Below are 23,634 nucleotides of genomic sequence, written 5' to 3'. Positions count from 1 at the left end.
TTAAAATTAACGTAATGCGTTAATACGCTCATCAAGTGGTGGGTGCGATGAAAATAATTCAGCAACACCCTTACCGCTTGCAATACCAAACGCCATCATTGAACCTTCTAGTTGTGATGGGTGGTTTTGCTTTAAACGCTCAAGGGCGCTTCGCATTTTATCTGCACCTACTAGCTTAGCTGCCCCAGCATCCGCAGAGAACTCGCGTTTACGGCTATAGTAAGCAACTATCATACTCGCTAGAACACCAAATAACATTTGGAAAATCATATCGAATAAGAAGTAAGTCCAGCTACTACCACCCTCTTCTTCATCACTATTTAAGAAGTTATCAACAATACCTGCTAATACTTTCGCTATAAAGATAACAAAGGTATTCACTACACCTTGAATAAGAGTAAGCGTAACCATGTCACCATTTGCAATATGAGACACCTCATGTGCCAATACCGCCTCAGCTTGATCTTGATTCATGTTATGTAATAAACCTGTGCTCACAGCCACCAGCGAGTTGTTCTTACTTGGGCCGGTCGCAAATGCGTTCATTTCAGGGCTATCGTAAATAGCCACTTCTGGCATCGCGATACCTGCTTTTTTCGCTTGAGCTGCTACCGTCGAAACTAACCATTGCTCTGTTTCAGAACGAGGCTGTTCAATAACATGTGCACCGGTTGATTTTTTTGCCATCCATTTCGACATAAATAACGAAATAAACGAGCCACCAAAACCAAATACGGTCGAAATAACTAAAATGCCGCCTAAACTGCGATGGCTAATACCCAGTACGCTCATCACAATAGACAACACAATACCTAACACTAGCATTACCGCTAAGTTAGTCAGTAGAAACAAAAATACACGCTTCATAAAAACCTCAGAATAAACATACCAATTGTATTAACTAACGACATGGTTAAAAATCGTTAGTTAATAAAATTATCTGGGTGTTCTACCAACTCAGTTTAGGGCTTATGCAATTGGTTGCAAGAAACTAATTGCAACCAATTGTGACAGAGTATGTCAAAAGTAACAACTCAATTATTATGGGTTGATAGATAAAATTTCAAGTAAGGTTTTGTAAATTTTTAATTTTGGGGTGCCGTCTGTATACGGACTAATCGCCAAAAGCGGGAAAGGTAATGCAGATTTTAAGGTTTCTAAATTGGCGTCTTGTTCACGCATATTTGGGTCTACATGATTTGCAATCCAACCCACACAATTTACACCGAGCGCTTTAAAATGAGCTGCTGTCAGTAAAGCATGATTTAGGCATCCTAGTTTCATACCCACGACTAAAATCACATCAAGCTGCTGTGATTTAACCCAATCACTGAGCAAATCAGTTTCGTTGATAGGTAAACACCAACCGCCGGCACCTTCTGTAAGAATATAATCGGTATTGAGTGCTTTTACATTCGCATAAGCAGCATCGAGCTTGTCAAATGCCAGTCTGTCGCCTACTTGAGCAGCTGCAATATGCGGTGCAATGGGTGGCTCATAGGTAAAGGGGTTAACTATGTTATATTTAACCCCAATTGATGAGCTTTCCATTAAGGTTAATGCATCATCATTGACTAGCTGCCCAAATGCTTCTTCTGCACCTGCTGCAATAGGTTTAAACCCAACCGCACGCTGTTTATGTTGCGCTAGTAAGTTTAGTAATAAACTGGTGACATGGGTTTTTCCGGCATCGGTGTCTGTACCCGTAATAAAAAATTCTTTCATTTTTGAGTTAATTCTATTTTTCTAGTTCTAAAAGGACAACTTGATAGCTCACTCTAGCATGCCCATCAACCAGAGGGTATGCCTTACAAACACTATTAAGTGCCTGCCTTGTTAATAACCCATGGCGCTTTTGCTTAGTTTGCAATGAGGTAGCACCAATCGCTTTTATCGAACGCAGCGCATCTAAAGGAGAGTTATAGGAATCTATATAACATCTATCAGCTGCAAAATTGAGTTTAAACCCCGCCAATTTTGCATAATCAATAATGTGACTAGCACAATAAAACTGATTAATATGGTTTTGCTCATCTAAACAAGCAAAAGCCTGTTTGATCTCTTTGAGCGATCCATCTACCACGCAGCTTAAATAAACCTTGCCGCCTGCTTTTAGGGAGTAAAAAAGACTTTTAAGTAGCCCTTTTAAATCAGCAGACCATTGCATTGCAAAATTACTAAACACACAATCTAGCGAATTTTGCTGTAATGGTAGGTTGTCCATATCAGCACACACTTTTAAACAATGCGGGTTTTGCTCTGTGCTTAGCATGGAATGACTTAAATCCATTGCCAATACAGTATCAAAATGTGTTTTAAGTATTGCCGTATTAACTAATGGCCCAGCCCCTAAATCAAGGCAAGTACCCTGCTGATGTTTATTTGCCATCATTTTTAATAAATGCGCAGCCGCTTGTTTTTGTACATTGGCATGGCTTGCATAATTCGCAGCCGCTTTAGAGAACTTAGTTTGTGTTGTTAGCTTATTACTGTCTTGAAAGCTTAAAGGTACTTGCAGTTGAACACTCATAAACACTCCACTAGCGAATCAACCAGCTGTTTTATATCGTCTGGAAGATGTGCGCTACTTAGGGTTACCCTAAGTCGTGCCGTATTAAAAGGCACCGTGGGCGGTCTAATAGCGGTTAACCACACGCCTTTACCTTTAAGCTTATTAGCAACGGCAAGCGTGTGTTCTGCATCGCCCAATACCAAAGGCTGAATAGCCGTTGTTGATTCCATTAATGCTAAGTTATGCTCTTTGGCAAGCGCTCTAAAGTAGGCAATATTCTCTGAAAGCTGAGCGCGTCTCTTATCCGCCTTTAATAACTTTTCGAGTCGCTCTAGAGTACAACTTGCCATCAGTGGTGACATCGCCGTTGAATAAATGTATTCGCGATTAAACTGCAGCATGTAATCAATCATTTGCTTTGATGCAAGCAGGCAAGCACCACTACTTGCCAGTGCCTTTCCAAAAGTGATGATCAGTAAATCAGGCTTGATTGACTCACAACTCCCTAAACCTTGCTCACCCAATACGCCAAAGCCATGGGCGTCGTCAATCATCAGCCAGGCATTGTACTGTTTAGCGAGTTTACAGAGTGCTTCAATGGGGGCTTGATCGCCATCCATCGAAAATACCCCCTCGCTTACTATGAGCTTATGCTTTGCCTTTGATTTTTGTAACCGAGATTCTAAATGCTTAAGGTCGTTATGATTAAACCGCACCATGGCAGCACAAGAATGAAGGCCGCCATCAATTAAGCTGGCATGATTAAGCTTATCTTGGAAGATTGCCGATGATTGCGCCACGCTTTTATCTTGAAACAACGCTTTTAATACACTGCTATTAGCACTAAATCCGCTATTAAATAACATGGCGCTTTCATAGCCTAATAACTCGCATAAACGCATTTCAAGCTGTTGCTGTGGTTTATTATAACCATTCACTAGCGCTGAACTGTGGCTACCTAGCTGCTGCGCATTTATTGCGATAAAATCATCTGCAAAACCAAGGTAGTCATTACTGGCAAAATTTAAATACTGTTTACCTGCAACCTGAATAAAGCGCCCACTTGCTTGCTCAACAAGCTCACGCTTTCTCAGTAATGCATCAGCTTCTCGCTTAAGAAGATGCTCGGCAATAAAATCAAAAGCCATTTAAATATTACGCTTCGTAAAATAGTTCTGATGTTGCTTTATCAGCAACTTTTGATGAAAGTGATGCCTCTACTGCTTCATCAGAATAATCTTCACGCCTTTCTGGGTTCATGCCTAATTTTTTAATCAGCATCATGTCAGCATCTGCTTCTGGGTTTTCTGTAGTCAGTAGTTTATCACCGTAGAAAATTGAATTAGCACCAGCAAAGAAACACATTGATTGCATTTGTTCATTCATCGCCGTGCGACCAGCAGATAAACGGACATAGCTTTTTGGCATCATAATACGTGCTACAGCAATGGTACGAATAAACTCAAAATGATCTAAATCTTCAACATCTTCAAGTGGCGTACCTTTTACCTTCACCAACATATTGATTGGCACACTTTCAGGCTGTTGCGGCAAATTTGCTAACTGCATTAGTAAACCAAAACGATCAGCTGCCTGCTCGCCCATACCAACAATACCGCCTGAACACACTTTCATGCCAGCATCACGCACGTTATCTATGGTGTTTAATCGGTCTTGGTAAGTACGAGTAGTAATAATCTGTTGATAATATTCTGGTGATGTATCAAGGTTATGGTTGTAGTAATCAAGACCCGCGTCTTTTAATGCATGGGCTTTTTCATTATCAAGCATGCCAAGGGTCATACAGGTTTCAAGCCCTAACTCTTTGACTTCTTTTACCATTTTCTCGATATATGGCATGTCGCGATCTTTTGGATCAGACCAAGCGGCCCCCATACAAAAGCGCGTTGCACCCTTTTCTTTAGCTGCACGTGCTTGCTCTACCACTTTTTCAACTTCCATTAGGCGTTCACGCTCTAAATCCGTTTTATAATGACCAGACTGAGGACAATATTTACAGTCTTCTGGGCAAGCACCCGTTTTAATCGATAATAAAGTAGAAATTTGTACTTCATTTGGGTTGAAGTTTTCACGATGAACACTGGCCGCTTTGAATAATAAATCATTGAACGGCATTTCGAATAATGCTTTTACTTCTTGGTGGGTCCAATCGTGACGGACAACAGCGTGCTCCATAATAGTCTCTTTTCTTAAATTAATGGGACGGTATGATTGGCTAAGTCTACGAGTTGACGTAACATTGTCAACGAACAGGAGGCTATTAAAGTTTACATATGAACAAAAAACAACCTATTGATCTAAATTTTGACCGCGAACATATTTGGCACCCTTATACATCAATGACTAATCCTTTGCCTGTTTATCCGGTAAGTCATGCTCGTGCTAACCGCATTTTTTTAGAAACGGGTGAAGTATTAATTGACGGAATGGCATCTTGGTGGAGTGCTATTCATGGTTATTGCCATCCGGTTTTAAATGAAGCAATAGCCACACAACTAAACAAAATGAGCCATGTTATGTTCGGTGGCCTAACACATCAGCCCGCTGTTGAACTGTGTAAAAAGCTCGTTAGTATGACGCCACCCTCACTTGAAAAAGTGTTCTTAGCCGACAGCGGTTCTGTCAGTGTTGAAGTAGCAATAAAAATGGCTCTTCAATACTGGCTGAGTAAAGGACATACTGGTAAACAAAAACTAATGACGCCGCTTAAGGGCTATCATGGTGACACCTTTGCTGCCATGAGTGTCTGCGACCCTGTAAATTCAATGCACAGTATGTACTCTGGTTTTTTACCTGAGCATGTTTTTGTTCCTGCTCCAAGTGCTAAGTTTAACGGTGAGTTTAGTTCTACAGAGGCTGAAAACCTAGAAAACTACTTTGCAGCTCACCACCAACACGTTGCGGCATTTATAATTGAACCCATTGTGCAAAATGCTGGGGGTATGAATTTTTACCATCCCGATTACTTAAAACATCTACGCATACTTTGCGATAAGTATGATGTTTTACTTATTTGTGATGAAATCGCCACAGGCTTTGGCCGCACAGGTACCTTGTTTGCTGTTGAGCACGCCGACATAGAACCAGACATTTTGTGTATTGGTAAAGCATTAACGGGTGGCATGATGACACTTTCTGCAACTTTAACCACCAGCAAAGTTGCTATTGGTATTAGTGAAGGTGAAGCCGGAGTGCTTATGCATGGCCCTACTTTTATGGGTAATCCATTAGCATGCGCAACTGCCTGCGCCAGTATTGATTTACTGCTCGAACAACCTTGGCAAGAACAAATAGCACATATTAACCATGTACTCACAGAGCAGCTTGCTAAATGCAAACAACTTGATGACGTAGCAGATGTTCGTACCCTAGGTGCAATTGGTGTTGTAGAGCTAAAACGTAATGTTGATGTGGCAAAAATTCAACGCTTTTTTATAGAGCAAGGTGTGTGGATCCGTCCATTCGGTAAACTTATCTACCTAATGCCACCTTATATAAGTGATCTGCAATGCCTAACTAAGTTATGTGATGCTATATTCGCAGCTATTGATCAACAGGCGTATTAGGGCGTGTTGACCCTTTGTGATTAATTTTGCAGCAGTGTGTTTGGTATTTAGGCAAGGCAGAGCCTATGTAGTGTGGTTGTTCCACATAAATAGGCGATAACGCAGCATCAATGCCAAACACGCGCCAGTAAACAAGACATTAAAAAAGGAAGCTAATGCTTCCTTTCTTATTCATACTTTACCATTCAAACATATACGCCATTTTACTTATGGTTCGTAAAGGAACATTGTGTTCACATCGTTTAGCATAAAGATGCTGCAATGATTTATCTTTAATCTCACCAACAATCACTTCTTTTACTTGATAACCAAGGGCTGTAGCCGCTTGCGCGTAGGCGATAAACTCCCACTTTTTAATATTGGTGTTATCAACAATTACCAATGGGATTTCTTCTGCTAAAGCATTAATAAACCGCGCAAGGTTCAAGTTGTGATACTCAGGAAGCTTGTATTTATCAAATTGATACACACCTTCGCTGTTATAAAAATAATCATCTGTTGCGCAAACGACATACTCACTTTCGTTACCAGCAACTAACTCATCAGCTAGGCTTTGCGCATAATATGATTTACCCGAGCCGGGTAAGCCGCGAAGAATAAAAACTTGTTTCATAGCACCTGTAATACAATAAAAAATAAAAACTAAAGGACAGTTATCCTGTTGAGAATTGTTAATAATGCCACAAAATAACCAATTAGCGCAGTGAGAAATTAAATTATCACGAATTTTACGCAAAAAACCGCTGTTATTTTGTTCAATTGAAGAAAAACTAGTAAAGAGTATGTCTGAATAGTTTTTTTATTTGATTTACGAAGGTAAGATAGTCGATTCAAGTGCAATGCACAGCATTATTATATTAGGCAACTTATATCATTGGAGTGAAGATGAGCCATTTAGCGATTTCAGAGCTATTAGAAGGCAAGGTTGCGGTTGACAGCCAAGTAACAGTAAAAGGCTGGATCCGTACACGCCGCGATTCAAAAGCAGGAATTTCATTTTTAGCCGTTCATGACGGTTCGTGTTTTGATCCTATTCAAGCGGTAGTACCTAATTCACTCAATAATTATGATGAAGTAACACGTTTAACTGCTGGTTGTTCAGTATCTGTAACGGGTATTCTTGTGCCTTCAGCGGGTCAAGGTCAGTCTTTTGAAATTCAAGCTAACTCTGTTGAAGTATTAGGTTGGGTTGAGAATCCAGACACCTACCCTATGTCGGCTAAACGTCACAGCATTGAGTATTTACGTGAACACGCACACCTTCGCCCTCGTACTAACATCATGGGCGCGGTAACACGTGTACGTAACTGTTTAGCTCAAGCGATTCACCGTTTTTACCACGAGCAAGGCTTCTACTGGATCAGCACACCTATCATCACTGCAAGTGACTGTGAAGGCGCTGGTGAGATGTTCCGTGTATCAACTTTAGATATGGAAAACTTACCGCGTACAGATAAAGGTGAGATTGACTACAGTGAAGATTTCTTCGGTAAAGAAGCATTCTTAACTGTATCTGGTCAGTTGAATGGTGAGACATACGCATCGGCAATGTCAAAAATCTATACTTTTGGCCCTACTTTCCGTGCTGAAAACTCAAATACATCTCGTCACTTAGCTGAGTTTTGGATGGTTGAACCTGAAGTTGCATTCGCAGATTTAGAAGACATCGCGAAACTTGCTGAAAACATGCTTAAATATGTTTTCAAAGCAGTATTAACTGAGCGTCGTGATGATATGGAATTCTTTGCACAACGTGTTGAGAAAACAGCTATCTCTCGTTTAGAAGAATTCGTGACTAAAGATTTCGCACAAGTTGATTACACTGATGCTATCGAAATTTTAAAAGCATGTGGTAAAAAGTTTGAGTTCCCTGTTGAATGGGGTGTGGATTTACAATCTGAGCACGAACGTTACCTTGCTGAAGAACACTTTAACGCGCCAGTAGTTATCAAAAACTACCCACGTGATATCAAAGCGTTCTACATGCGTCAAAACGAAGACGGTAAAACAGTGGCAGCGATGGACGTAGTTGCACCAGGTATTGGTGAAATCATCGGTGGTTCTCAACGTGAAGAACGACTAGATGTATTAGATAAGCGCTTAGAAGAAATGGGCTTAAACAAAGAAGACTACAGCTGGTACCGTGACCTACGTAAATACGGTACTGTACCTCACTCTGGTTTTGGCCTAGGTTTTGAGCGTTTAGTTGCTTATGTAACAGGTATGGGCAACGTTCGTGACGTTATCGCCTTCCCTCGTACTAAAGGCAGCGCGACATACTAATCAGTATCGCCTAGCAAATAAAAAGCCGCTCTCGAGCGGCTTTTTAGTTTTTCTTTTGTACAGATGTAATATCGACAACTCTATCTCCTTCAAAGGTGATAGATACTAAATACTCACCGCCAATTGAGCCCTTAAGCTTATAAGACCAAGTTTCTACCTTTTGACCTGGCTTTATATTACCGCCTGTATCAATACCTAAACTTTGCACGTCTTTGAGTAAGGGAGTGCCTAATTTATCTAAAACTTCGATTTTGCTCATATCTTTAAGTACAAGATCTCCATCAGATAACCTAAAACTGCTGCCAGCAAAGACTATTAAAGGACAGAATAAAAAACATAAAAGTAAAAGGTTTTTGAACATGGTTCTTGCATTAAAATAACATTGAAATGTGACTCTGGATTATGAAGTTATAGTTTAATTTTAGAATGTAAAATCCCTTTAGCCAATATCCGAAAGGTTAGATGAAGCAAGCATGAAAACTTCTAAACTATCGGTTTATTGAAAAACAGTTTATGTATAACGTCCTTTCCAGCTCGTGTTTATAAATTACCATAAAAAAAGCTGCGCACCTAAAAGGTGAACAGCTTTTAACAACCAGAATCGTTATGAATTACAGAGCGCTTTCAAGCTCTGGTAACACATCAAATAAATCAGCAACTAAACCATAGTCAGCGACTTGGAAAATTGGCGCATCAGGGTCTTTGTTGATGGCAACAATCACTTTAGAGTCTTTCATACCCGCTAAGTGTTGAATCGCACCACTGATACCTACAGCAATATATAAGTCTGGGGCAACAATTTTACCGGTTTGACCAACCTGCATATCGTTTGGCACAAAACCCGCATCAACAGCAGCGCGTGAAGCACCAATTGCTGCGCCTAGTTTGTCAGCAATACCATTCAATAACGCAAAGTTTTCACCATTTTGCATACCACGACCACCAGAAATAACCACAGGTGCAGCAGTCAGCTCTGGGCGTTCTGATTCAGTTTGTTCTTCTGATACAAACTCACTCAAACCAACAGAGCCTTTACCTGTAACGCTTGTTACAGCTACCGGTGCTTGTTCTAATGCAATATCAAAGCTACTAGCACGAACAGTGATTACTTTTTTGCTATCCAGAGATTTAACTGTGGCAATCGCATTACCTGCATAAATAGGACGTTTAAATGTATCAGCATCAATCACATCGATGATTTCAGAGATTTGCGCAACATCTAAAAGTGCTGCAACACGTGGCATAAAATTTTTACCCGTTGTTGTAGCGCTCGCGACAATGTGTGAATAGTTATCTGCTAAAGATAAAACCAGATCCGCTAGGTTTTCAGCAAGCTGATGTGCGTAAGCGGCATCATCAGCAATCAGGACGCTGCTAACACCTGCAATAGATGCTGCTTGCTCACTCATTGCAGATAAGTTTTCGCCTGCAATGAGTAAATCTACATCAAAGCCTAGTTTAACAGCAGCAGTAATCGTTTTATTGGTTTCAGGCTTTAGAACACCTTTGTCGTGTTCGGCTATCACTAATGTTTTCATTTAGATCACCTTCGCTTCTGTTTTTAACTTTTCTACCAATGTCGCAACATCTTCAACGATAATGCCACCACTGCGTTTTTCTGGCTCGTTTACTTCAACCAGCTGCACGCGAGGCGTAAGGTCTACACCTAAGCTATCAGCAGCAATCACATCAAGTGGTTTACGTTTTGCCTTCATAATGTTTGGCAATGAAGCGTAACGTGGTTCATTCAAACGTAAATCTGTCGTTACGATAGCAGGTAGTTTAAGAGCGACTGTTTGTAAGCCACCGTCCACTTCACGCGTTACATTAACTGTACCCGCTTGTACATCTACTTTAGATGCAAAGGTACCTTGGCCACGACCTGTTAAAGCAGCAAGCATTTGACCGGTTTGATTGTTGTCAGAGTCAATCGATTGCTTACCTAAAATAACTAGCTCCGGTGATTCTTGCTCTACAATCTTGCTCAGTAATTTAGCAACATGTAAAGACTCGAGCTTTTCTTCTGTTTCAATATGAATGGCTTTATCGGCACCGAGTGCTAAGGCCGTACGTAATTGCTCTTGACATGATTTATTACCAATAGTCACAGCAACAACCTCAGTGGCCGTCCCTGCTTCTTTTAAACGAATAGCTTCTTCAATTGCAATTTCACAAAACGGGTTCATCGCCATTTTTACATTAGCTAGATCAACATCCGTTTTATCGGCTTTAACGCGTGCTTTGACGTTGTAGTCAATTACTCTTTTAATTGGAACGAGGACTTTCATCGTGACTCCATCAATTGTGTGTTCTCAAAGTTGACCTTCGCGTCAACTTATTTATTTTATGAATTCAGACTACTTCCTGTTGACGTAAACGTCAACCTAAAATAACCTTAAAGTATTCACAGCCTGTAACGTTTCATTTGCAAGTATGAAATAAGGTTCTTTACAGCAGGTCCGTCACCGAGAAGAGGTTTATATGGTCGAACGCGAAACCATGGAATTTGATGTAGTCATCGTAGGCGCAGGCCCAGCAGGTTTATCAACTGCGATTAGATTGGCTCAACAAGCACAAGAAAAACAACAAGAATTAATGATCTGTGTGGTAGAAAAAGGCTCTGAGGTGGGCGCGCACATTTTATCTGGTGCCGTTTTTGAAACCAAAGCACTCGATGAATTACTACCCGATTGGCAGTCATTAGGCGCTCCGGTTACTACAAAAGTAACGCAAGATGATATTTACTGGTTTAATAACAGTGAAAAAGCCACCAGCATCCCCCACTTTGCGAGTCCTAAAACATTCCATAACGAGGGCAATTACATTGTTTCTATGGGTAATGTATGTCGCTTTTTAGCTGAACAAGCTGAAAACTTAGGGGTAGAAATATTCCCAGGCTTTAGTGCGCATTCTTTAATCATTGAAGACGAGACAGTAAAAGGCATTATCACTGGCGATATGGGCCTTGATAAAGACGGCAACGAAAAAGACGGTTATATGCCGGGTATGGAGCTTAGAGCAAAATACACCGTATTTGCTGAAGGCTGCCGAGGTCATTTAGGTAAAGAGTTAATCAAACACTTTGCCCTTGATAAAGATTCGTCACCACAGCATTACGGTTTAGGGTTCAAAGAAATATGGCAAATCGACCCGAGTAAACATAAAGAAGGCACCGTTGTACATGGCACAGGCTGGCCATTAACCGGCGATACCAGTGGTGGTGCGTTTATGTATCACAGCGACAACAACCAAGTAGTCGTAGGCTTAATTGTTGACCTTAACTACTCAAACCCACATTTAAGCCCGTTTGATGAATTCCAACGTATGAAGCATCACCCTGTCTTTAAAGATGTATTAGAAGGCGGTGAGCGTATAGCCTATGGTGCAAGAGCAATAGCCAAAGGTGGCCTGCGATCATTACCAAAAATGCACTTCCCGGGTGGTTTACTTGTTGGTTGTGATGCCGGCACATTAAACTTTGCCAAGATCAAAGGTAACCATACCGCAATGAAATCAGGCATGGTCGCTGCTGATGTGATTGTAGCAGCCCTTAGCGACGGAAAAGAAAATACCGATTTAGCAGAATATAAAACGGCCTTTGAACAAAGCTGGGCGTATAAAGAGCTCTATCAATCGCGTAATTTTGGCCCTGTTATCCACAAATTGGGTAAGTTCTTAGGGGGTGCTTATAACACTCTAGACCAAAACCTATTTGGTGGCAGCTTACCGTTTAACTTTGAAGATAACATGCCAGATCATGCCACCTTAGTTACTGCTGATCAGGCCGAAAAAATCGACTACCCAAAAGCAGATGGCAAACTAAGCTTCGATAAACTTTCATCGGTGTTTTTATCAAATACCAATCATGAAGAATCGCAACCATGCCATTTAAAGCTAAAAGATAACTCGATTCCAATTACAGTGAATTTGGTGCAATTTGATGAACCAGCGCAACGCTACTGCCCTGCTGGTGTATACGAAATACAAGAAGTCGAAGGTGAAAAACAGTTTGTGATTAATTCGCAAAACTGTGTGCACTGTAAAACCTGTGACATAAAAGACCCAAGTCAAAACATTACTTGGGTAACACCTGAGGGAGCTGGCGGACCAAACTACCCAAATATGTAATAACTAACGTTACTCATTTAATTAAAATTCATCCTAAATTGCAGGGGCTTCGGCCCCTTTTTTAGGCTATGCTTAAGGTCTGTTTACCTTTACAGATTAAGACGTTAAAGGTGAACTGATATTAGTCGTGATTAAAAGTGAGTAAAATATGCCGTCTTCAAGTGTGACCTTTCGTTTTTTAGCTGAACCTACCGATGTAAATTTTGGCGGTAAGGTTCATGGTGGTGTGGTAATGAAGTGGATTGACCAAGCTGGCTACGCCTGTGCTGCAGGTTGGAGTGGTCATTACTGCGTCACTGTTTCAGTAGCGGGTGTAAAGTTTCAGCGCCCTATTTTGGTTGGACAAATTGTCGAAGTTAAAGCCAGTATTGCTCACACAGGTAAAACCAGCATGCAAATCTTTATTCAAGTCCGCTGTGGTGACCCAAAAACACAAAACCTAGTTGAAACCAATCATTGTGTTATTAGTTTTATTGCGATGGATGAAGCAGGTTACCCAATCGAAGTACCTTCTTATACCGCTGTGACTGACGAAGAAAAGAAAATTGAAAACTATGCGATAAAAATGAAAGAGATCGCAATAGAAACAGAAACCCTTTTGCAAAAAGCGTAAAAAAACACTGATTTAAAAACTGCACCTAGTAACTTCTACAGAGTACCCTGAAATTGTTACGACTGCCAAACTGAACGCCTGTTTACAGTTTCAACAACCTGGTCATAAAATCGCTTAATAAAGCCTAAAAACAATACTTTAGGCTTTATTTTTGCGTTGGCATTGCCATTGCAATACTCCTAGTGAATGACGCGAAACATTCGTTTTTTATTTTATAAAGGAGCTATTAAATGATTAAAGCAATTTCAATGTCTGCACTTTCTTTAGCACTACTAGGTTTTAACAATGCTGCACATGCAGATATTACCGAAATGGATTCTCCGCGTATTTATACCGGTATCGGCTACGGTCAATATTCTTTTGAGTTTGAAGACAACGAAAATGACACTGACTTCGATGATGATTCACAAATGCTAAAAGGCTATATTGGTACGCAATTTAATAAATACCTAAGCCTTGAACTTGCATACCAAAACTTTGATGAAGTAAGCGATATCGATTCTAAAGCTGAAATTGACGGTGTTTCACTGGCTGCACGGTTAGCAGCGCCGATTACAGAAAGTTTTTCTGTCTATGCCAAAGGTGGCTGGCTAGAGTGGGACGCTGAAATTGAGCAAGACTTAGGTGAACTTGGCAGCATTAGTGCCGACACTGATGGTGGTGATGTATTTTATGGTGCAGGTATTGAGTATGCTTTCACTACGAATATGCAAGTACGTTTGGAATATGAGCGCTATGAATTAGAAGATGATATTGACCCAGATATGGATGTAGCGTCTGTATCATTCCAATACATGTTTTAATTTAGACTGCACAGTCTAAATATTAAAAGGCAGTCTCGACTGCCTTTTTTTGTGTTTGCATGTAAAATGTCGGCAGATTATCTTAACGACAATGCACAATGAGCGAATACCAATTAACTGCCGTCGGCCACATTCAATCTCCTTACAAACAAAAATTTGCTATACCGCGCCAACCTCGTTTGGTACCTGAAGCGAAAGCAAAGCTGGTATTCAGCAGAGATTTTAACCGCGAAGAGTTTGTTCGCGGCCTCGATGAATTCAGCCATATTTGGTTATTATTCAGATTTCACGAAACCGCTGATAAAGGCTACTCAGCAATGGTAAGACCCCCGCGTCTTGGCGGTAATGAGCGTAAAGGTGTATTTGCAACACGCGCAACCTTTCGCCCAAACGCAATTGGCATGAGTGCTGTTAAACTGCAAGGCATCGAATATAAAAATGGTCAATTAAGCTTATTACTGTCAGGTATCGATTTGCTCGATGGCACACCAATATTAGATATTAAGCCTTATTTACCTTACTCAGATGCGATGACTGATGCCACAGCAGGCTTTGCCGATACCCGACCAGAAACCGATATGAGTGTCGAATTTAGCGATGAAGCCCTAGCCTTTATCGAAAAACAAACTGAACAACCTGAATTAAAAGCGTTTATAAGCAATGTATTAAAGCAAGATCCTCGCCCGGCATACAAAAAGCAACGTGATTCAGAGCAAAGCTACGGCATGACCTTATATGACTTTAATATTCGTTGGCATGTTAAAGATAACCACAATACAGTGATCAGCATTGAAAAATGCTAGCTTTTTTTACACATAGCGCTTTAGTGTCAGTGATTCCACTGGTAAACTGAGCGCCTTGTTACTACTCAAACGTCTTGAGTAAACGATAATAATTTTAACACTACTTGGAATAGAGATGCGTACCAGTCAATATATACTCGCAACACTTAAAGAAACTCCGTCTGATGCAGAAATTGTTTCTCATCAATTAATGCTACGAGCAGGCATGATCCGCCGCGTTGCGTCGGGTTTGTATACATGGTTGCCCTCTGGTTTACGCGTACTTAAAAAAGTAGAAAACATTGTACGTGAAGAAATGGATAAAGCTGGCGCTATCGAAATGTTAATGCCAATTATCCAACCTGCTGATCTTTGGGAAGAGTCTGGTCGTTGGGAGCAATTTGGTCCTGAATTACTGCGTATTAATGACCGCCACAACCGCCCATTTGCTCTTGGTCCAACTCACGAAGAAGTGATCACTGATTTTGTGCGTAAAGAAGTAAGCTCTTATAAGCAATTACCACTTACTTTATATCAAGTACAAACCAAAGTACGTGACGAAGTTCGCCCTCGTTTTGGTGTAATGCGTGCTCGTGAGTTCACCATGAAAGATGCTTACTCTTTCCATTTAAGTGATGAGTGTTTAGAGAAAACATATCAAGTAATGCACAAAGCATACTGCAACATCTTTGAGCGTCTTGGTCTTGATTACCGGCCTGTTATCGCTGATACAGGTTCTATTGGTGGTAGCGTATCGCACGAGTTCCACGTACTTGCAGAATCTGGTGAAGATGCAATTGCCTTTAGTGATGCAAGTGATTACGCTGCAAACATCGAAAAAGCAGAAGCATTAGCACCGACTGAAGAGCGCCCAGCAGCAAGCAAAGAGTTAAAAGTGTTCCCAACGCCTGATGCAAAAACCATCGCTGAGCTTAAACAACATTACGGTGTTAAACCTCATCGCGGCGTGAAGACATTAATCGTATATGGTGCGCCAGATGAAAACGAACAACGTGGTTTAGTTGCGCTTGTTTTACGTGGCGACCATGAATTAAACGAATTAAAAGCTGAAAAACACCCTCTTGTAGACTCACCACTTGAAATGGCGAAAGAAGAAGACATCGTTGCAGCTATTGGTGCAAAACCGGGTTCATTAGGCCCTGTAGGCCTAACGATGCCAATTATCGTTGACCGCTCTGCAAATGTACTTGCTGACTTTGTTGCGGGTGCAAACAAAGACGGCGAACACTACAGCGGTATTAACTGGGATCGTGATGTAGAAAACTACGAAGTTGCTGATATTCGTAACATCGTGGAAGGCGATCCAAGCCCATGTGGTCAAGGCTCACTGCAAATCAAACGTGGTATTGAGGTAGGTCATATCTTCCAGCTAGGTACTAAGTACTCAGAAGCTATGAAAGCTGGCGTACTGAGTGAATCTGGCAAAAACCAAATTATGACCATGGGTTGTTATGGTATTGGTGTTTCACGTATCGTAGCTGCGGCTATTGAGCAAAACAACGACCAATACGGTATTAAATGGCCACAGCCAATCGCACCATTTGATTTAGCGATTGTACCTATGAACATGCATAAGTCTCACCGTATCCCTGATATCGCTGAAAACCTTTATAAAGGATTAAAAGAAGCGGGTTTAGACGTGTTGTTTGATGACCGTAAAGAGCGCCCTGGTGTGATGTTCAACGATATGGAGCTTCTAGGTGTACCTTTCACACTTGTTATTGGCGAGCGTAACCTAGACGAAAACAAGGTTGAACTTAAAAACCGCCGCACAGGTGAAAAGCTAATGCTAGATTTAGACACTGCAGTTGTAGAAATTGCATCTTTAATTAAAGGCTAATTAGCTAGCTATTGATAAACAAAAAACCGCTTCGGCGGTTTTTTTGTTTTATTAATTGTCATAGATGTTTCGCTAAAGCGTCTTTTTACTGTCATTGATTCTGCCTAGCATTTACTTTATTACACCATGAGTAAATGCCATGAATAACACCACTTGCAGTAGTAAAACCCACTATCCTGCCGTCTGGATCTCCGACGTTCACTTAGGTTACAAAGACTGCCAAGCGCAGTACTTACTCGACTTTTTAAATGCCATTGAATGCGACGTACTGTATTTGGTTGGTGATATTGTTGACTTATGGTCAATGAAACGACAATTTTTCTGGCATCCAAGTCACTACGATGTGTTAGCGCTTATTCAACAAAAAGCGAAAGAAGGCACCAGAGTTATTTATATACCCGGTAATCATGACGAAACCTTTCGCCATTATGCCAATGAGTCGTTGTTCGGTATCGAAGTACACAAACAATATATACACACTACTAAGGCCAACAAACGTTTTTTGCTTTTGCACGGTGATGATTTTGATTCAGCAACCCGATACAACAAATTAATCAGTATTGCAGGCGATGCTGGTTACGACTTGTTATTATTTCTAAATCGTTGGACTAATCGTATTCGCCGTTTATTTGGTGGAAATTATTGGTCTTTAGCGTCTTGGATAAAAGCTAGAGTACATAAAGCGCGTGAAGCGATCGATGCATTTGAAAAAGCAGCCATCCATGAAGCAAAAAAACAAGCTGTCGATGGCATCATTTGCGGGCATATTCATCACCCTGCCGTTAAAGTAGTTGATGGTATTTTGTATTGTAATGATGGCGACTGGATAGAAAGTTGCACTGCATTAGTTGAAAACAGTTCAGGTCGTATTGAATTACTACACTGGAGTGAAACACAAAAAGTGATTCACTCTGCAGACATTAGTAAACTGACACCTAATCACGGACTTAATAATAGCCAAGATGCAGCCTAGTTTTTTAGCCACATTGCTAATTTTTTACGTAATGTGGCTTGTTTTATAGGCTTGGTAATGTAGTCGTTCATACCAACACTTAAACACTTTTCTCTATCGCCTGCCATAGCGCTTGCCGTCATGGCTATTATGACAACATCTTGGTATTGCTGTCCTGCTTTTCCCTGACGGATCGCTTTTGTACAGTCATAACCATTGAGATTGGGCATCTGGCAATCCATTAAAATTAAATCAAATACTGATTTGTTATTTTTCAACACATCGAGAGCGTCCAGTCCATCACTAGCAGACTCAATATGTATATGGCTATCTCGTAATATTGCTTTACTGACTTCTATATTAATTAAGTTGTCATCCACGATTAAAATAGACCGGTTTGATAAATCTAACTCTATACGCTCTTTTTCATCGTGGTTTTTACGTTCAATAAGATGATCTGAATCTTTATAAAGTAATGCTAATCGGTAAACTAACTCATCTTTAGTCACGGGTTTAGCAATAAAGATAATATTATCTGGCAATTGTTGTCGTTTAGACATGGAGGATAAAATCCCCAAAACCATTAAATATTTATCAGTATTATGTTTTGCATAGCTGATAACGCTATCAATTTCTGCATGTTTGTGATCAATAATGATTAAGTCAAAGCTAGTAAGTTCATTGCTACTAAAAGACTTTATTTTTTGTAAACTTTTATAAGTCGGAAAACATATACTTTGCAGCTTTTTCTCAATGTTCTGCGCTAAAACTTCATAACTTACTGCTAAACCAATTCTTTTTTCGGCCAATAATGCCATTGGTTTATTTAATGGCTTTTCTTGCTGCACAATTTCAACTGAAATTGTCGCTGTAAAACAACTGCCTGCATCTTTTTGACTTGTAACAACTATATCTCCCCCCATCATCTGCGCGAGGCGCCGACTGATCGATAATCCAAGTCCACTTCCACCATAATGCCGTGTTGTGCTTGAATCTTCTTGGGTAAATACTTCAAATAGCTTGCTTTGATTTTGCTCTGATATACCAATTCCTGTATCAATTACTGCAAACGTCAATTGTATAGCGTGTTCATCAATATGTTGTTCAGCCACCGATAAAAGCACATGACCTTTGTGCGTAAATTTAAACGCATTGCTTAATAAGTTATTTAATATCTGTTTTAAACGATGACTATCACCTATTACAGTTCGATGTTTTACATCACAAGTATCTAGTAACACTTCGAGGCCCTTTTTATGCCCCTGCATTGCCATTGAGGTGATTAAATCACTACATACCGCCACAACATCAAACTCATGAAAATCTAAATCTAACTTTCCTGCTTCAATCTTAGAAAAATCTAAAATATCGTTTATTAAAGTCATCAACGAGTTGGCACTTGCATTTGCATAATGTAAATACTGTAACTGTTGCTTTGTTAGGGGTTGCTCTTCAAGCATTTCTAGCATCCCCAATACCCCATTCATAGGGGTGCGAATTTCATGGGAGATATTAGCGACAAATTCACTTTTAGCTTTACTGGCTGCCAAAGCTTGCTCGGTTGCAGACTCAAGCTCAGCGGTACGTTTTTTAACTTCTTCTTCTAAAGTGTCATTTAACTTTTCAAGCTGATGCTGCGCGTTTTTTAGCGTATCAATATTCCTAGCAATTGCTGCTAACTGAGTTTGTTGATTCGCTGCGTCATATATCGTCGCGAGAGTAATTGAAAAATAATGCGTTTTATTATGATCAATATGAATAGCTTCAAATGAACAAGGCTCATCTGTTTTTATAGCATGTTTGACGCCTAAAAAATCTTCATCGTTAAAATTAAATAGCTGCTCAAATTCAGTTTTGTTTTGCTCAATGCCAAAAAAAGTTTTTGCAGTTTTATTTGCATAGCAAATGATCCCATTTGGCATAATCATGAAAATTGAATCTGAAGAACTTTCGATAATCTTGCTGTTTTTTTCTTTCAAAAAATTTAATTCAAGCTTTCTGTTAATGTTGCGCTGATAGATAATAAATACAGTTATAACGCATATAATTGCTAAACAGATTAGAAAGATAAATTTGTTTCGCTTTTGCTCTAATTTTTTTAGTAAGTCATCTGTATCAACTGACACCGCAATCGTTAATGGTGCCATTTTTATACCGTTTTTAAATTCCACAGTTTGTTTTAAGTAAAGTTGCTTATGTAGATAAAAAGCATCAAAAAAATCGACTGTGTTTATGTTTTGATTTGCAGAAAAATCCTTAGACCATGATTTATCGCTCCCTAACTCAAAACTAAACCGGTATGTTTCATCTGGGTGATACAAATATTGCTGGTTAGCATTAAGCAAGTACACATTAAACTGCTTATCAGTATCAGCTGTAAGCTCTCGTAATAGATTGTCTGCAAAGTAGTTTATGATCAGTACCGCAAATGGGCTTCCATTGGCATCTTGAACCAGTTTAGAAACCCTGTAACTAGACACATAGGGTTGCTGAATTTGGCCGTTTTCTCGGTTGTAATTAATTGGCGAAATATATACAAAGCCATTTGCTAATTGTGAGGTGATGGTCATGTATTCTCTGTTGCCTTTATGTTGTAGCTTATCCTCTGCCACACGAATAACTTGACCATCTATATTATCGACTCTTACAACTTCTTTACCGTTATCTGCAATGTAAATATACCTTGCTTGGGCTATATTCTTATCTGTAGTCATAAAACCACTGAAAATTTTTGCTAACCTGTCTTTCCATGCTGAAATAGGTGTTCCAAGTACAGGATCTATTTGTTGCTCATTAGTGGCGCGCATAATGGCCATAATAGGTGGGGTTGCATCTAGAAAGTTAAGTGCAGAAATATTTTCTCTAAATACAGAGCGTAAAGCAGCTTCTTTATCAGTCAGTTCTCTTTGCATCTTTATTTGAGTACGTTCAAATAATTGTTCACGCAGCGAGTATTCGTATTGTACTGTGATTAAGCCTGCCGCGATTACTAACACAAACAAGGTAATAATGGGGATTTTATGGCGACTAAAAATACGTCCCGGCTGTACATAGTCCATTTAATCAATTGCCTATTATGCGAGTCTTCCTTCAGTATAGGTCAAAATCATAATAATAAAGATTGATCGTAAATAAAAAACAAAACCACTAAGACGTATTTTTACTTTCATACAGACAATAAAAAAGCACCGCTGCGGTGCTCTTTTATTAGCCAGAATTTTGACTAGCGGAACAGTACATCCTCTTTATTAAACCATTTAACACAAAATGCGAGTAATGCACCTGCGACAATCACTGTCGCTAGGAAAATTAAACCCACAAGTGTGTAATCGACGGTGCCTTTAATGATTTCTTTTATTGCCAACGCAACGTTTGTCACTGGAATAAAAGCGGTTTTGCTCGTCAGTTCAACATTCGGCATTAAAGCAACCATAATTGGAAAAATGACACCCATGCTTAGTGGTGCCATGTAGTTTTGTGCTTCTTTAAAGGTTCGCGCATAAATAGAAATAGCCAGCGCTAATGATGAGAAGATTGCAGCTATAGGCAATAACAACACAAAAATCAGCCCTAAATCTAATACCGTTAAAGAGCTAAATGCGTTTTTAACAACAGCTAAATCAACAAACGCAATTGCAACCGCGATCCATATTCCCATACTCAATACAGTAATTGTCGTTGTTGCAATCGATGACGCTAATAAAGTAATAAACTTACCAAGTACCAATTGAGTGCGTGTTATTGGTGTTAGTAGCAGAGTTTCTAACGTTCCACGTTCTTTTTCACCAGCTCCTAAATCAATCGCAGGATACGTTGCACCCATCAATACCAGAGGAATAAGTAGATAAGGAATAAACCCACCTATTTTCTCACCCAGATTTTCACGTTTATCTGCGGTATCAACCTTTACAACTTTGATAGGTTCGATAATGGCAGCTTGTTGCTGCTCAGATACGCCAAAGCTTAATAATTTGCTAGTACGCAGTTTATCGCCATAGTCTTTTGCAAGCTCTTTAACGCGGTCAAATAAAAAGTTAATTGCCTTTGCATCGTTATAAACAACTTGCCATTCACTTTGCTTAGCGTCGTCTAGTGTTTGCTTTGCGTCTGACGGTAAATAGATACCCATGTCGATGGTGCCTGCTTTTACCGCATTAGTGAGATCTTCTACGCTATTAAAGGTTTCGTCGCCTTTATATAAAGTAAAGCTTTTGTGGTAAAACACCTTATCTGTAAACTCTTGCGCGTAGTTACCATTAATAATTGCGTAGGTGTGCACTTCTTGCTCGGCCTCAAGTGCCGCTTGCGAGCTAATAAATGCCATAACAGCAAATAACAGTGGGAATATAGCAACCGGAAGAGCAACGACGAATATCAAGGTTTTACGGTCACGTAGCAGCTCTTTTAATTCCTTTTTAAATACTTCAAACATCACGGCTCTCCGTTAAAATATTCATAAACGCTTGGTTTAGCTCTTCGCTTTTACCCGTTTGTTTAAACTCATCTAAGGTGCCATCAAAACAGCTAATACCTTGATTAATTACCGCAACCCGATCGCAAAGTAATGCTACTTCATCTAAGTGGTGAGTTGAGAAAATAACCGGTGTACCCTGCTCTTTAAGGCCACGAATAAAGTTAATAACAGTTTGGGTAGTCATAATGTCTAAGCCAGTCGTTGGCTCATCAAGAATAACCACGTCAGGGTGATGAACAACAGCGCGAGCAATATTGGCTTTTTGTTTCATACCCGTTGAAAGGTTTTCGGCGCGTTTATCAATAAAGTTGTGCATATCAAGTAATGTAAATAACTCATCACAACGTGCTGCTACTGCTTTTTTGCTCATACCATGTAAACGGGCAAAATATTCTATGTTTTCTTTAACCGTCAAACGCCCGTATAAGCCAGTACTGCCAGACAGAAATCCAATTGATTTACGGCCAACTAATGGCTTTTTAACAATATCGTGCCCAGAGATAGTAATACTACCTTCATCTGGTTTTAAAGCTGTTGAAATCATTCTTAAAGTGGTCGTTTTGCCAGCACCATTTGGACCTAACAACCCTAGCACTTCGCCTTTATTACATTGAAAGCTAACGTCTCTTACAGAATGAAAAAACTCTTTATCTTCACGGGGATCTATATTGTCCGTTTTATTTTTTTTATGATCTTTCGTTAGCTTAAACTTTTTCTTAAGCCCTGCGACTTCAATCATGTGCGTTTCCTTCGTTTCGGTCTAAAGTAATCGGTATTACTATAAAAATCTGGATTTTCATTGTCAGTCCACCAACCCGGCACACCTAACAATGGCAGCGGCGATAAATTTTTATTGTCCCGCAAGCAATCATCATTTTTTATCATCTCATAAAGACGTTGATCTAGATACGCATATTGCTCGCTTAAATCTTTACAAAATATGTCATCAGGAACAACAACAAACAAAGCCTTACCTGTTAGGCCTATATAAGGCTGAGTGAGCATTTCGTAATTAGCGTGACCAAACATATATGGCCTAATACTTTGCCCCCATTGTTGTCGCTGCTCAACAAACGCCTGTTGCCATTGGTGGCCGCGTAATAGCTGTTGCCAACTTTGTTCTGTAATTGCAAGCACGACACCACATTCATCAAATAAAGTTAGTGCGTTTCTATGTTTGCTACGCTCTTTTAGACCGTGTAGTTTAATTTCTTCTATATGTTGATGATTGATCAGCGCTTTGGTTTTTGGGAATAAACACCAAATAAATCCGCCAAAAAGGTCGTGCCAATTTTGTTGTCTTGTTGGTACTTGCCCAGTTTCAAAGATAATTTGTTCGTAATAGCGAGTTTCGTCAGCAAATTTTTCATCTTCAACAAAACTAATGGCGGTGCCTTGTGATGTTTGTGCATTCAGATACTGACTAAACCAGTGACATGAAGGCCAATCTGATAGCTTATCTATATTAAATAGTGTTGCTAAATCAGCAAAGGCACCGGTTGTTAAGTATTGTGTAGACCACTGCTCGGGTGCGGTAAATCGTTTCATTGCGTAATATATTAACTTCTTGATGTATTGTGACTAGTTTACCGCAAAAACTGGTTCTCATTAATAGAACCTCATATACTAATGCCACCAT

21 protein-coding genes are annotated in these 23,634 nt (G+C 39.9%); 8 read left to right on the top strand and 13 right to left on the bottom strand.

The window, feature by feature from the left end; translation table 11 throughout:
• Positions 1–6: 6 nt before the first annotated feature.
• The 5 genes from htpX to bioB form a co-directional block, all read right to left on the bottom strand.
• On the bottom strand, positions 7–867 hold the full coding sequence (gene htpX / locus E5N72_RS10770) for a protease HtpX (protein ID WP_135924457.1): 861 nt from the start codon (positions 865–867) through the stop codon (positions 7–9).
• A 174-nt stretch (positions 868–1,041) separates the two neighbouring features.
• The gene (bioD, locus tag E5N72_RS10765) at positions 1,042–1,725 is read right to left on the bottom strand and encodes a dethiobiotin synthase (RefSeq protein ID WP_135924455.1); all 684 of its coding nucleotides are present in this window, start codon (positions 1,723–1,725) and stop codon (positions 1,042–1,044) included.
• A gap of 13 nt (positions 1,726–1,738) precedes the next feature.
• Entirely contained in the window at positions 1,739–2,530 is a 792-nt protein-coding gene (locus tag E5N72_RS10760; protein WP_135924451.1) for a methyltransferase domain-containing protein, read from the bottom strand.
• Positions 2,527–3,660, bottom strand: a complete 1,134-nt coding sequence (locus E5N72_RS10755; protein ID WP_135924449.1) for an 8-amino-7-oxononanoate synthase — start codon at positions 3,658–3,660, stop codon at positions 2,527–2,529. Before E5N72_RS10755 ends, E5N72_RS10760 begins: the two co-directional genes overlap by 4 nt.
• Positions 3,661–3,667: 7 nt before the next feature.
• On the bottom strand, positions 3,668–4,708 hold the full coding sequence (bioB, locus tag E5N72_RS10750; protein ID WP_135924446.1) for a biotin synthase BioB: 1,041 nt from the start codon (positions 4,706–4,708) through the stop codon (positions 3,668–3,670).
• A 98-nt stretch (positions 4,709–4,806) separates the two neighbouring features.
• Here bioB and bioA point away from each other — a divergent pair, with 98 nt between their 5' ends.
• Positions 4,807–6,099: an adenosylmethionine--8-amino-7-oxononanoate transaminase gene (gene bioA / locus E5N72_RS10745; RefSeq protein WP_135924443.1), complete on the top strand. Its 1,293-nt coding sequence runs from the start codon at positions 4,807–4,809 to the stop codon at positions 6,097–6,099.
• A gap of 178 nt (positions 6,100–6,277) precedes the next feature.
• On the opposite strand, the gene E5N72_RS10740 is transcribed toward bioA, so the two are convergent.
• Positions 6,278–6,712: an ATP-binding protein gene (locus E5N72_RS10740; protein ID WP_135924440.1), complete on the bottom strand. Its 435-nt coding sequence runs from the start codon at positions 6,710–6,712 to the stop codon at positions 6,278–6,280.
• 272 nt (positions 6,713–6,984) lie between these two features.
• Between E5N72_RS10740 and asnS the strand changes: the two genes are divergently transcribed.
• A complete protein-coding gene (asnS, locus tag E5N72_RS10735; RefSeq protein ID WP_135924437.1) occupies positions 6,985–8,382 on the top strand; it encodes an asparagine--tRNA ligase in 1,398 nt (465 codons plus the stop codon).
• A 43-nt stretch (positions 8,383–8,425) separates the two neighbouring features.
• Here asnS and E5N72_RS10730 read toward each other — a convergent pair whose 3' ends face one another.
• The 3 genes from E5N72_RS10730 to E5N72_RS10720 all read right to left on the bottom strand — a co-directional run bounded on the left by E5N72_RS10730 (position 8,426) and on the right by E5N72_RS10720 (position 10,670).
• Positions 8,426–8,743 (bottom strand): DUF2845 domain-containing protein, encoded by a 318-nt coding sequence (locus E5N72_RS10730; RefSeq protein ID WP_135924435.1) that lies wholly within the window; start codon positions 8,741–8,743, stop codon positions 8,426–8,428.
• A 250-nt stretch (positions 8,744–8,993) separates the two neighbouring features.
• Positions 8,994–9,920, bottom strand: a complete 927-nt coding sequence (locus E5N72_RS10725) for an FAD-binding protein (protein WP_135924433.1) — start codon at positions 9,918–9,920, stop codon at positions 8,994–8,996.
• Positions 9,921–10,670, bottom strand: a complete 750-nt coding sequence (locus tag E5N72_RS10720; protein ID WP_135924431.1) for an electron transfer flavoprotein subunit beta/FixA family protein — start codon at positions 10,668–10,670, stop codon at positions 9,921–9,923. It lies immediately after the preceding gene.
• 193 nt (positions 10,671–10,863) lie between these two features.
• Between E5N72_RS10720 and E5N72_RS10715 the strand changes: the two genes are divergently transcribed.
• The 6 genes from E5N72_RS10715 to E5N72_RS10690 all read left to right on the top strand — a co-directional run bounded on the left by E5N72_RS10715 (position 10,864) and on the right by E5N72_RS10690 (position 17,542).
• Positions 10,864–12,510 (top strand): electron transfer flavoprotein-ubiquinone oxidoreductase, encoded by a 1,647-nt coding sequence (locus tag E5N72_RS10715; protein WP_135924429.1) that lies wholly within the window; start codon positions 10,864–10,866, stop codon positions 12,508–12,510.
• A 148-nt stretch (positions 12,511–12,658) separates the two neighbouring features.
• A complete protein-coding gene (locus tag E5N72_RS10710; RefSeq protein ID WP_054561436.1) occupies positions 12,659–13,123 on the top strand; it encodes an acyl-CoA thioesterase in 465 nt (154 codons plus the stop codon).
• Between the two features lie 230 nt (positions 13,124–13,353).
• The gene (locus E5N72_RS10705) at positions 13,354–13,926 is read left to right on the top strand and encodes an outer membrane beta-barrel protein (RefSeq protein ID WP_135924427.1); all 573 of its coding nucleotides are present in this window, start codon (positions 13,354–13,356) and stop codon (positions 13,924–13,926) included.
• A gap of 98 nt (positions 13,927–14,024) precedes the next feature.
• Positions 14,025–14,729, top strand: a complete 705-nt coding sequence (tsaA, locus tag E5N72_RS10700) for a tRNA (N6-threonylcarbamoyladenosine(37)-N6)-methyltransferase TrmO (RefSeq protein ID WP_135924424.1) — start codon at positions 14,025–14,027, stop codon at positions 14,727–14,729.
• 115 nt (positions 14,730–14,844) lie between these two features.
• On the top strand, positions 14,845–16,569 hold the full coding sequence (locus E5N72_RS10695; RefSeq protein ID WP_135924422.1) for a proline--tRNA ligase: 1,725 nt from the start codon (positions 14,845–14,847) through the stop codon (positions 16,567–16,569).
• 139 nt (positions 16,570–16,708) lie between these two features.
• Positions 16,709–17,542 (top strand): UDP-2,3-diacylglucosamine diphosphatase, encoded by an 834-nt coding sequence (locus tag E5N72_RS10690; RefSeq protein ID WP_135924420.1) that lies wholly within the window; start codon positions 16,709–16,711, stop codon positions 17,540–17,542.
• On the opposite strand, the gene E5N72_RS10685 is transcribed toward E5N72_RS10690, so the two are convergent.
• The 4 genes from E5N72_RS10685 to E5N72_RS10670 form a co-directional block, all read right to left on the bottom strand.
• Entirely contained in the window at positions 17,539–20,433 is a 2,895-nt protein-coding gene (locus tag E5N72_RS10685) for an ATP-binding protein (protein WP_240704515.1), read from the bottom strand. The genes E5N72_RS10690 and E5N72_RS10685 overlap by 4 nt on opposite strands.
• Before the next feature lie 311 nt (positions 20,434–20,744).
• On the bottom strand, positions 20,745–21,953 hold the full coding sequence (locus E5N72_RS10680) for an ABC transporter permease (protein WP_135924417.1): 1,209 nt from the start codon (positions 21,951–21,953) through the stop codon (positions 20,745–20,747).
• A complete protein-coding gene (locus tag E5N72_RS10675) occupies positions 21,946–22,734 on the bottom strand; it encodes an ATP-binding cassette domain-containing protein (protein ID WP_135924416.1) in 789 nt (262 codons plus the stop codon). The genes E5N72_RS10680 and E5N72_RS10675 overlap by 8 nt, the downstream gene beginning before the upstream one ends.
• Complete coding sequence (locus E5N72_RS10670) at positions 22,731–23,543, bottom strand: DUF3025 domain-containing protein (RefSeq protein ID WP_135924415.1); 813 nt, start codon at positions 23,541–23,543, stop codon at positions 22,731–22,733. Before E5N72_RS10670 ends, E5N72_RS10675 begins: the two co-directional genes overlap by 4 nt.
• Between the last annotated feature and the right edge of the window lie 91 nt (positions 23,544–23,634).

The sequence above is a fragment of the Pseudoalteromonas sp. MEBiC 03607 genome (genome assembly GCF_004792295.1).
GTDB classification, from domain to species: domain Bacteria; phylum Pseudomonadota; class Gammaproteobacteria; order Enterobacterales; family Alteromonadaceae; genus Pseudoalteromonas; species Pseudoalteromonas lipolytica_C.
Note: the sequence above shows the minus strand (reverse complement) of the source record. Positions and strands in the feature narration are given on the sequence as shown.

Bases quoted from the DNA above. Each gene is read 5' to 3' on its own strand.
- htpX (WP_135924457.1), bottom strand. From the start codon at position 867: ATGAAGCGTGTATTTTTGTTTCTACTGACTAACTTAGCGGTAATGCTA.
- bioD (WP_135924455.1), bottom strand. From the start codon at position 1,725: ATGAAAGAATTTTTTATTACGGGTACAGACACCGATGCCGGAAAAACC.
- E5N72_RS10760 (WP_135924451.1), bottom strand. From the start codon at position 2,530: ATGAGTGTTCAACTGCAAGTACCTTTAAGCTTTCAAGACAGTAATAAG.
- E5N72_RS10755 (WP_135924449.1), bottom strand. From the start codon at position 3,660: ATGGCTTTTGATTTTATTGCCGAGCATCTTCTTAAGCGAGAAGCTGAT.
- bioB (WP_135924446.1), bottom strand. From the start codon at position 4,708: ATGGAGCACGCTGTTGTCCGTCACGATTGGACCCACCAAGAAGTAAAA.
- bioA (WP_135924443.1), top strand. From the start codon at position 4,807: ATGAACAAAAAACAACCTATTGATCTAAATTTTGACCGCGAACATATT.
- E5N72_RS10740 (WP_135924440.1), bottom strand. From the start codon at position 6,712: ATGAAACAAGTTTTTATTCTTCGCGGCTTACCCGGCTCGGGTAAATCA.
- asnS (WP_135924437.1), top strand. From the start codon at position 6,985: ATGAGCCATTTAGCGATTTCAGAGCTATTAGAAGGCAAGGTTGCGGTT.
- E5N72_RS10730 (WP_135924435.1), bottom strand. From the start codon at position 8,743: ATGTTCAAAAACCTTTTACTTTTATGTTTTTTATTCTGTCCTTTAATA.
- E5N72_RS10725 (WP_135924433.1), bottom strand. From the start codon at position 9,920: ATGAAAACATTAGTGATAGCCGAACACGACAAAGGTGTTCTAAAGCCT.
- E5N72_RS10720 (WP_135924431.1), bottom strand. From the start codon at position 10,670: ATGAAAGTCCTCGTTCCAATTAAAAGAGTAATTGACTACAACGTCAAA.
- E5N72_RS10715 (WP_135924429.1), top strand. From the start codon at position 10,864: ATGGTCGAACGCGAAACCATGGAATTTGATGTAGTCATCGTAGGCGCA.
- E5N72_RS10710 (WP_054561436.1), top strand. From the start codon at position 12,659: ATGCCGTCTTCAAGTGTGACCTTTCGTTTTTTAGCTGAACCTACCGAT.
- E5N72_RS10705 (WP_135924427.1), top strand. From the start codon at position 13,354: ATGATTAAAGCAATTTCAATGTCTGCACTTTCTTTAGCACTACTAGGT.
- tsaA (WP_135924424.1), top strand. From the start codon at position 14,025: ATGAGCGAATACCAATTAACTGCCGTCGGCCACATTCAATCTCCTTAC.
- E5N72_RS10695 (WP_135924422.1), top strand. From the start codon at position 14,845: ATGCGTACCAGTCAATATATACTCGCAACACTTAAAGAAACTCCGTCT.
- E5N72_RS10690 (WP_135924420.1), top strand. From the start codon at position 16,709: ATGAATAACACCACTTGCAGTAGTAAAACCCACTATCCTGCCGTCTGG.
- E5N72_RS10685 (WP_240704515.1), bottom strand. From the start codon at position 20,433: ATGCAAAGAGAACTGACTGATAAAGAAGCTGCTTTACGCTCTGTATTT.
- E5N72_RS10680 (WP_135924417.1), bottom strand. From the start codon at position 21,953: ATGTTTGAAGTATTTAAAAAGGAATTAAAAGAGCTGCTACGTGACCGT.
- E5N72_RS10675 (WP_135924416.1), bottom strand. From the start codon at position 22,734: ATGATTGAAGTCGCAGGGCTTAAGAAAAAGTTTAAGCTAACGAAAGAT.
- E5N72_RS10670 (WP_135924415.1), bottom strand. From the start codon at position 23,543: ATGAAACGATTTACCGCACCCGAGCAGTGGTCTACACAATACTTAACA.